Below are 8,623 nucleotides of genomic sequence, written 5' to 3' on the forward strand. Positions count from 1 at the left end.
AGGATTTGCATTAGCAGATGTTTAGGATTATAACTAAGGGGTCAGCGGCAGTTTTACTGGCATTGCTTGTCAGCAGCTGCGGCTTTCAGCTACGAGGGTCAGCCGGTTTTCCGGCTGAACTCTCGCCGCTTCACCTCTCATCCCAAGCCAATACACTTTATAATGCGCTCTCTACCCAGCTGCGTCAGGGCGGTGTAGTGTTAGATGATCAGACGGAAAACGCCCATTGGCGTCTATGGCTGTCTGAAGTGCGTCATAGCAAGAAGCAGACGACCTATACCTCCGGTGCCAGCAGTTATGATCTGCAGTCTGAAGTTGATTTCCAGCTACTGAATAAAGCCGGTAAAGCGGTCACAGCGTTACGTACACTAAGGACATCACGAGCCTATACCAGTAACGACAATCTCTATAGTGAAGCCAGCGATATTGCAGCACTGAGATTTGAAATGGAACGTGATCTGGCCAGCCGCATAAGCCGTCAGTTGAGTCAGACTCAACTTCCTAAACCTGAACAAGATCAGCCCTGAGCCTGACACTACAGAGTTTGTGAAAGAGACTTTAGCAGCTTTAATAAGCGCTAGGCTTTGATTGGCTAGCGCTTTATTGATTAGCACCAGCGTTTTAACAACCCCACGATAAGGCTTTTCAGCCCTTTTTTTGGATCTTGAAGCGTTCACGGATATAACAGCATGAAAGTTTTTGCAGATAAGCTGCCGGATCAATTTAAGTCCGGCATGAAAGCGATCTACTTTATCGCCGGTGATGAGCCCCTGCAGATGCGTGAAGCCTGTGATCAGGTCCGTGCCGCAGTGCGTGCCATGGGTGCCGAAGAGCGCGAAGTTCACCATGTAGATAACAGTTTCCAGTGGTCCACCCTGCACGATGCCAGTGCCAGCATGAGTCTGTTTGCCAGTCATAAACTGATCGAGCTGCATATGCCATCCGGCAAACCGGGTAAAGAAGGCAGCCTGGCACTGCAAGCCTACGCTAAAAACATCTCGGATAATAAAGGCCAGAGTGACAATACCTTGCTGATTATCTCAGGTAAGCTGGAAGGCTCGTCCACTAACAGCAAGTGGTTTAAGTCACTGGATGCTGTCGGTGTTTATGTGCCGGTATGGCCAGTGGATGCACAACGCCTGCCGGGCTGGATCACCCATCGCCTGCGTAAAGCGGGTTTTCAGGCCACACCTGAAGCGGTTTCGTTATTGGCTCAACGGGTCGAAGGTAATCTGTTGGCTTGCGACCAGGAAATCCAGAAACTGCGTCTGCTTTATCCTGATCAATCCCATCTGGATGATCAGGCGGTACTCAACGCGGTACACGATAGCTCTCGTTTTGATGTCTTTACCCTGACCGATGCCCTGTTACAGGCCGACCCGGTACGCACCAGTCGTATTCTCACCGGCTTAAAGGGCGAAGGCGTGGAAGCACCGATTCTGCTGTGGGGTATTGCGCGGGAATTACGCCAGCTGATTACACTGAAACACAGAACCGATCAGGGCCAATCCTTTGATCGTATCTGCCGTGAGTTAAGAATCTGGGATAAACGCAAACCGCTTTATCAGCAAGCCCTGCGTCAGCATTCGCCGAAACAACTGCATCAACTGTTACAGCAAGCTGAGCAGGTGGACCGTAAGATTAAAGGTTTGGAAAAAGGAGATAGCTGGCCTTTGTTAAGCCAGTTGTGCCTCAGTTTTAGCGGCTTTCAGGCTTTTAAGCGCTAAATTGATTCCATCAAATACGACGCTAAACTGCCACCCTTGCGCTGGCAGTTTGTTTTTCTACGCATGCGCCAGAGAGTTTAAGGCATGCTTTTTTGGCTTTAATCGCCCTACACTCAGGCCTCTCAAAGCATCAAGGAGTACTGACCACACCTGTTTCAGGCTTTGACTCTTTAGGCTTTGGAGCTTTTGGTGTTGACGCTTTCTGTTTTGACGCCTTTGAGATTGAAACGTGACGCACAATGCCAATCAGGCTAATCGCAATCCAGAACAGCTCAATAATCACCGAAGACAGGTTCCAGTTTACCAGCAGGGAGATCAATAACAGGATAGCCCCGGTCAGGTTCAACAGGGAATAGCGAATATCCCTGCTGTTTAAGCGCTCTGTCTGTAACAGATAAAACGCCAGCACCACCAGAAATACTCCCAGGTTACCTACCAGATCAAACCACGTATAACTCATCTCTTTTTGCCTCTGCTCTTGCCGTTTCTTGATTCATAAAACAAAGACCTAAGAGCCATAAATCAAAAACAGCAGACCGAAAAAAAGCCCCCTTGCGTGTTGACCAGAGGTCTAACGCCAGGAGGCTTTTCAATGTTATAGCGAAGTTGTTATGTTTGAGCAAGTAAAAGACTGCTGCCCATTGATGAAAAATTAAGCATTAACACAGGTTTTAAATTATTCAAAGAATCATTTGTGAAGCCAATCAACTGTGCCGTGACCATTGAGTAGCAGCGTTAGTCCGCATCCACACCAGCCAGGGACTCTGCCAGTTGTAACGGCTCAACCTCAAAGCCTTCCAGATCGGCATTCCAATTAGTGCCGATCAGAACACCGTCCTGATCCAGTTCTGGCAACCACTCTTGCACAAATTCTTCGATCTCAATCTTAGTGACCTGATAATCTGCCCATTCTTCCACACAGTGTACTTCGGCATCTTCCTTATCGGACCAAAACGGAATCACATCAGTATCTTCGAATTCCTGAGAGTCAACAATCACCCAGCCATCATCCGATTCAATACCCCAGACCTCGCCATTAAAGCGAATCTCTTCAATAAACAGAGCACTATTATCATCCAGATTATCGGTCAGACGTGTCATAATAAATCCACCAAGATTAGATCAGCACTCAGCTGAAGAGTCATAGCCATACACAACCTTTCTTTTTGCCCGCCTTGATGGATGGTTTTTATCGGAAAGGTTCTGTCTGGTGATTAAAGCGATGTACATCTGCTCAGAACAAAAGACTGGCCGCGCCAGACTGAGCAGTTAAGTATCGGCTAAATAGCCTCATTGCCGCCAGATTAGCACGCTTTGTCAGAATTTCTACTGAAATTACGCACATTCTTGACCTTGTTGCATTAAAAGCCTAGATTGCCTGCTGATTTTTGCTGTTTTGGCTCAAACAATGAGCTCAAACAAACTGAATCAAACAGTATTTCTCTCAGGATTCTTTTTCACTATGGCACACCAGATAACGGCGCAAAACCTGATCTGTCCATTGGATCAGCAACCCTTAATCCAGCAGGATAATAGTCTGCGCTGCAATAGCGGGCATAGTTTTGATATCGCCCGTCAGGGTTATGTCAATCTGTTGCCTGTACAGAAAAAACGCTCGAAAGACCCAGGCGATAGCAAAGAGATGATTGTCGCTCGTCAGAACTTTTTAAATGCGGGTTTATACCACCCCATTTCTGAGCAGTTAAACCAACTGGTAAGCCCACTAATTGCTGAAGAGTCTGCAGCTAGTATTCTTGATGCGGGTTGTGGTGAAGGCTATTACCTTGACCAATTGGCCTCTTCACTGAGTGAGGGTCACAACCTGATCGGCCTGGATATCTCCAAATGGGCGGTACAAGCCGCTGCACGACGCAATAAGCAGATCACCTGGATTGTAGGCACGAATGTGCAGCTGCCAGTCGCACCCAATTCGCTGGATATGCTGATCTGTATGTTTGGCTTTTACGATCTGGAAAAGTTTACCCAGTGGCTGAAACCCGGCGGCTACGTGGTACTAGCAGAAGCGGGTAAAGAGCATCTGATAGAGCTGCGCGAGCTTATCTATCCTGAGGTCCGTCGTACCCCTCTGCCCGATATCAGTCAAGCGTTGGAAAACGGCTATCAGCTAGTGGAAGAGAAAAGCCTGCAGTTTAAGCCTGCTACTTTAAATAAAAAGCAGATCACAGACTTGATGGTAATGACGCCACACCTGTACCGTGCCAGCTATGCAGGTAAACAGGCGGCAGAGGCGCTGACTGAGCTGGATATTACCGCTGATGTGGTATTCAGAGTGTTGCAGTACAACTAGCTTCTCCCCATAGAATAGACAGCACCGAAACGCTACTTTAGCGTGCCTGAGGAATATCAGAAGTTATTTATGAATGCAGGACGGTGCAAGGTAGAGTTTCGGTCTGGGTGGATCTGACCGCCCACTGAGATCGACTTGAAAAAACGGGGTCTATGGCAGACGATATATTATTTTTTTATTTCAGTGCATCAGAACCCAATTATCACTAAAGTTGCGATCTTCGCTTTAACACATTGAAAACAATAAGAATTTTCTCTAAATTCCTCTATCATGTAACTGATCTCTATCAAAAGGTTGGCAGTAAAAGTCTTCAGAACAGAAATAATGATTGAATTTTACTTTGGGCCGCTATATTCTGGCCTCGGCTTGAAGTTTAGCCGTGTATTATGCCTGCTTTTCGGTCTTAATAGTCTCGTCCTGTACTTCATAATTTAACGAATAAGTTTCTGCCACCTTGTCCCTACTGGGACGTTAAAATTATTTTTTAAAATTTGTTTATAGGAAATTATCATGTCTAAAGTGACTGGTACTGTTAAGTGGTTCAACGAAGAGAAAGGTTTTGGTTTCATTCAGCAGGAGAACGGCCCTGACGTTTTCGCTCACTTCCGTCAGATCGTTGGTGAAGGCTTCAAAACTCTGAAAGAAGGTCAGCAAGTTGAGTTCACTGTAACTCAAGGTCAGAAAGGCCCTCAAGCTGAAGAGATCCGCGCTCTGTAATATCAGACCGCAAGGACTTAAGCTTTACTGATTTGGGATCAAGCTCTGCTGGTAACAGTATTGATGCAAAGCTAAGTCGGTAAACGCTGGAAAAAGCACAATCTTTGATTGTGCTTTTTTTTTGCCTGTTGTTTTTATTCACAATTATGGAGGGGCGTTAGTGATCGATCGCTTCCTTTGAGCCAATATCATATGAAATAGCGAAGAATTACTACAGCTGTCGACACAGTTTATCCTCAGGTCCACCTCCAGGAGCGATAAAGCTCTCGCATTCATACGACCTCTTTGCCTTATACATCAGCTAGTTACCTGATTAGCAATATTTCCATTAGATTTCATAAATGCGTCAAAAAAATGTCATCAATGTTTCAATTGTAATATTTCCGTCATAAAGCCAATTGATAATGCCCTCATCAAAAACTATTAGCCCGGATGCTTAGGTATCCGCTCTCAAATATTAGGTTTGTGTCAGGACTTAGCGATGAACACAGCAACATCCACAAATACAACACAACAGAATTTTATCCGCTGGGTGGGAATTACCGCTCTGGTTTATCTGCTATTGGTCGCCGTTGGCATGATCGGTACTGGCTTTAAATGGGCCACTGCAGGGCATGCTAAAGAACTGTTTGAGTTTGCTTCCAACCCATTTGTTGGCCTGATGATCGGTACGGTAGCCACAGCACTGATCCAGTCCTCCAGTACCGTAACGTCCATTATTGTAGGCCTGGTAGCCGGTGGCCTACCGGTAGAGATGGCGATCCCAATGATTATGGGTGCCAATATCGGCACCACTATCACCAATACCATTGTGAGCCTGGGTCACATTCGTAACCGTGATGAATTCCGTCGTGCCTTTGCTGCAGCAACGGTACATGACTTCTTTAACCTGATGGCGGTGATTATCTTCCTGCCACTGGAGCTGATGTTCGGCATGCTGGAAAAAATCAGTGCTTACCTGGCTGCTCTGCTGGTCGGTGGTGAGTCTCTGAGCATGAAGAGCATGAATTTTATCAAGCCGCTGATTAAGCCGGTAACGGGTGCAACTAAAGATCTGTTCTCTGCACTGCCTGAGCCAACCAGTGGTATTGCTATGATCGTTCTGGGTATCGCTCTGATCATCTTCTCTGTCGCTTACGTCGGTAAACTGTTGAAGAAAGTCCTGGTAGGTCGTGCAAAAGATATGCTGCACGGTGCCATTGGTCGTGGTCCTGTAAGCGGTATCGCGTCTGGCAGTATCGTGACGGTACTGGTTCAATCTTCTTCCACAACCACCAGTCTGATGGTTCCTCTGGTAGGCACCGGCGTACTGAAGCTGAAAGATATCTACCCGTTTACTCTGGGCGCTAACATCGGTACCTGTATTACCGCCCTGCTGGCTGCGACAGCAGTCAGTGGAGAGATGGCGATGTTTGCTCTGCAGATCGCACCGGTACACCTGAGCTACAACGTATTGGCAGTAATCACTATCTTCAGTATCCCATTCCTGCGTAACTTGCCACTGGTACTGGCTGAGAAGCTGGCTGAATTGGCTGCTGTAAAACGCCGTATCGCATTTGGTTATGTTTCGACTGTGTTCTTCTTCCTTCCTGGCTCATTAATTTTTGTTGCAGCCTAAGCAGTCGGTATAGCAATAGATAAATAAGGCCGCTGTAATAGCGGCCTTATGTGTATGAATTTTCAGCACGAACACCTTAATCAATACACGCATCGTGGTGACGAGTCTATTGTGAAATAAGCCCGCTAAACTAAATGCTAAAATTTATCTTAGCGGGCATCGGTAGGAAGCGGTGTGGTATCAGACAAAGGTTATCCAATCACTAACAGAAGTGAAATCGTCACAAGAGTACACGTTTACTCCTTCATCGGTTCCAAACTGCATACAAGAGAAAAACGGCTTTCCAAGCATCAAAATCAGCCTTTCAGCACATAACTACCTCTTATCTTGGTTAAACCTTGGACTATCATAACAAAAGGAAATACCCCTAATGATGTCAAAACAAAGTGCAACCGGCTGTGGTGTCGGCGCAGTCTTAATGTGGGGACTTTTAGCCCTGCTGGGGAGTTCCACTACCAGCATACCACCCTTTCAGTTGCTGTTTATCTGCTTTTTAATCTCAGCGGGGCTTATGTTATTTCAACGCCTGATGCAGAAGAAATCCTTGTTGGTTAAACCTGAACTCAGCCCGCGTTCCTGGCTGTTTGGCATAGTGGGGCTGTTTGGCTTTCACTTCTGCTATTTTATAGCATTAAAACTAGCCCCCGCGTTGGAAGTCAGTTTGATTGTTTACCTTTGGCCATTATTACTTACAGTGCTTGTCGCGCAGCAGGGGAGCCGCTTAATCGCTTTCATCGGTGGTGGTATTGGCTTTGTTGGTATCGCATTGCTGATCCTGTCAAAAGATAATGCAGTGGCGGCGAACAGTAACTTTCCCGCAGCTGAGCAAACCCTGGGTTATGTACTGGCCTTTAGCTGTGCCGGTATCTGGTCCTGTTACTCCTGGTATCTGTCGAAAGTACCTGGCAAGGTCGAAGATGTAGGCTGGTTATCCCTTGCGGTTGCGGGTTTCTCTCTGCTTGCCCATTTACTATTGGAACCGGTGAACTGGCAACTGTCTGCTAATGAATGGCTGGGCGCTCTCTTGTTGGGGTTGGGGCCTGTCGGTGGTGCGTTTTACCTATGGGATATCGGTATGAAGGGAGGCAATCAAATATTACTGGCCAGCTTTAGTTTCGCCGCCCCTTTGATTACTGCTATTTCACTCGTGATTGCAGGGGTTAGCGACTGGTCGTTGGAAATTCTGCTGGCGCTGGGACTGGTGATGCTGGGAGCAGGGATTGCTAACTGGAAAGGACAGCCTAAAGATACAAAGAAAGAGAGGGTGAAAACCACGCCAGCCTGATCAGGCCGACTTTATTGTCTCTGCTCAGGCACCTGCAACCACGCTTAATACAACTATCTAAATCAGCAGGCCACGCAGCTGGTTTGCTCTACAGGGGTTTCGGGGGTGCTTTCTGTGCTTTAAACTCGGACTGACAAGCGTTTTTAGCAAGGACAATAAAAGATGACGAACAAAGCACCTGTGATTTACCGCACAACCATTCAACCTGAGTGGCTGGATTACAACGACCATATGAATGTTGCTTACTATGTGCTGATTTTTGATCATGCCGGTGAAGAGGTGGTGAAAAATATTGGCCTGGGTGCTGAGGTCACTAAAAAGACGGGGATCTCCTGGATGGTGTTGGAAAACCATATCACTTATAACAATGAAGTGGTGTTGGGCCAGCCAATCGAGGTGCGTATGCAGCTGGTGGATCATGACAGCAAACGTCTGCATTTCTATTTTGAGATGTACGCACAAAATGACGATGGTACTGAGTACCTGGCATCAACTCTTGAGCAGATGGCGATGTGTGTCGATCTAAATGCCCGTAAGAGCAGCACTTTCCCAGCTGAAATTCTGGCTAATATTGAAGTTTTGGCTGCTGAACAGGCTGATCTACCTAAGCCAGAAAATATCGGCCGTACAATTGGTATTCGTCGTAAGTAATCTCTGAATGAGTTAAGTGATTAATTCGGTGGGGACTGGGTTTTGCTGATTCTGAGGGATGACAAAAAGCCTCTAAAAGGCAGGGAATCCTTTCCCTGCAGCGATTCATCAGTCTCGTATTAGTTAGGCTCTTCGACGTTTCATGTGGATTTACCTGATTGCACCTGGACATCTATTGGGCTACCAATCAGGTAAATCATATTGATAAAATTCTCCGTATTTCGATACCCCCTTGCCCTGGCTCGGGCAGCCTGAAAAAGGCTGTTCATCCCTTCCAAGCGGGCATTGGTTAAGTCTGATGTGATACGCCTGATAAT

10 protein-coding genes are annotated in these 8,623 nt (G+C 46.7%); 7 read left to right on the top strand and 3 right to left on the bottom strand.

The genetic code is table 11. The annotated features are described in order from the left end of the window. Nucleotides 1-17 precede the first annotated feature (17 nt). Both H579_RS0105480 and holA read left to right on the top strand, forming a co-directional pair. Entirely contained in the window at nt 18-527 is a 510-nt protein-coding gene (locus tag H579_RS0105480; RefSeq protein ID WP_028299845.1) for an LPS-assembly lipoprotein LptE, read from the top strand. Nucleotides 528-689: 162 nt separating this feature from the next. After that, entirely contained in the window at nt 690-1,727 is a 1,038-nt protein-coding gene (gene holA / locus H579_RS0105485; RefSeq protein ID WP_028299846.1) for a DNA polymerase III subunit delta, read from the top strand. Nucleotides 1,728-1,857: 130 nt separating this feature from the next. Here holA and H579_RS24375 read toward each other — a convergent pair whose 3' ends face one another. Further along, complete coding sequence (locus H579_RS24375) at nt 1,858-2,187, bottom strand: CBU_0592 family membrane protein (protein WP_211224667.1); 330 nt, start codon at nt 2,185-2,187, stop codon at nt 1,858-1,860. 275 nt (nt 2,188-2,462) lie between these two features. Next, a complete protein-coding gene (locus tag H579_RS0105495) occupies nt 2,463-2,828 on the bottom strand; it encodes a DUF2750 domain-containing protein (protein ID WP_028299847.1) in 366 nt (121 codons plus the stop codon). A gap of 361 nt (nt 2,829-3,189) precedes the next feature. On the opposite strand from H579_RS0105495, the gene H579_RS0105500 reads away from it, so the two are divergent. From H579_RS0105500 to H579_RS0105520, 5 genes are all read left to right on the top strand, one after another. Further along, complete coding sequence (locus H579_RS0105500) at nt 3,190-4,035, top strand: putative RNA methyltransferase (RefSeq protein WP_028299848.1); 846 nt, start codon at nt 3,190-3,192, stop codon at nt 4,033-4,035. 510 nt (nt 4,036-4,545) lie between these two features. Further along, entirely contained in the window at nt 4,546-4,752 is a 207-nt protein-coding gene (locus H579_RS0105505) for a cold shock domain-containing protein (protein ID WP_028299849.1), read from the top strand. Nucleotides 4,753-5,233: 481 nt separating this feature from the next. Next, complete coding sequence (locus tag H579_RS0105510; RefSeq protein WP_028299850.1) at nt 5,234-6,370, top strand: Na/Pi symporter; 1,137 nt, start codon at nt 5,234-5,236, stop codon at nt 6,368-6,370. 370 nt (nt 6,371-6,740) lie between these two features. Continuing rightward, nucleotides 6,741-7,655, top strand: a complete 915-nt coding sequence (locus H579_RS0105515; RefSeq protein WP_211224668.1) for a DMT family transporter — start codon at nt 6,741-6,743, stop codon at nt 7,653-7,655. A 162-nt stretch (nt 7,656-7,817) separates the two neighbouring features. Continuing rightward, complete coding sequence (locus H579_RS0105520; protein ID WP_028299852.1) at nt 7,818-8,306, top strand: thioesterase family protein; 489 nt, start codon at nt 7,818-7,820, stop codon at nt 8,304-8,306. Between the two features lie 140 nt (nt 8,307-8,446). Here H579_RS0105520 and H579_RS28495 read toward each other — a convergent pair. Further along, a partial coding sequence (locus tag H579_RS28495; RefSeq protein ID WP_211224670.1) for a transposase occupies nt 8,447-8,623 on the bottom strand: 177 nt, incomplete at its 5' end.

The organism is Oceanospirillum beijerinckii DSM 7166, assembly GCF_000422425.1.
In the GTDB taxonomy this organism is placed as follows: domain Bacteria; phylum Pseudomonadota; class Gammaproteobacteria; order Pseudomonadales; family Halomonadaceae; genus Oceanospirillum; species Oceanospirillum beijerinckii.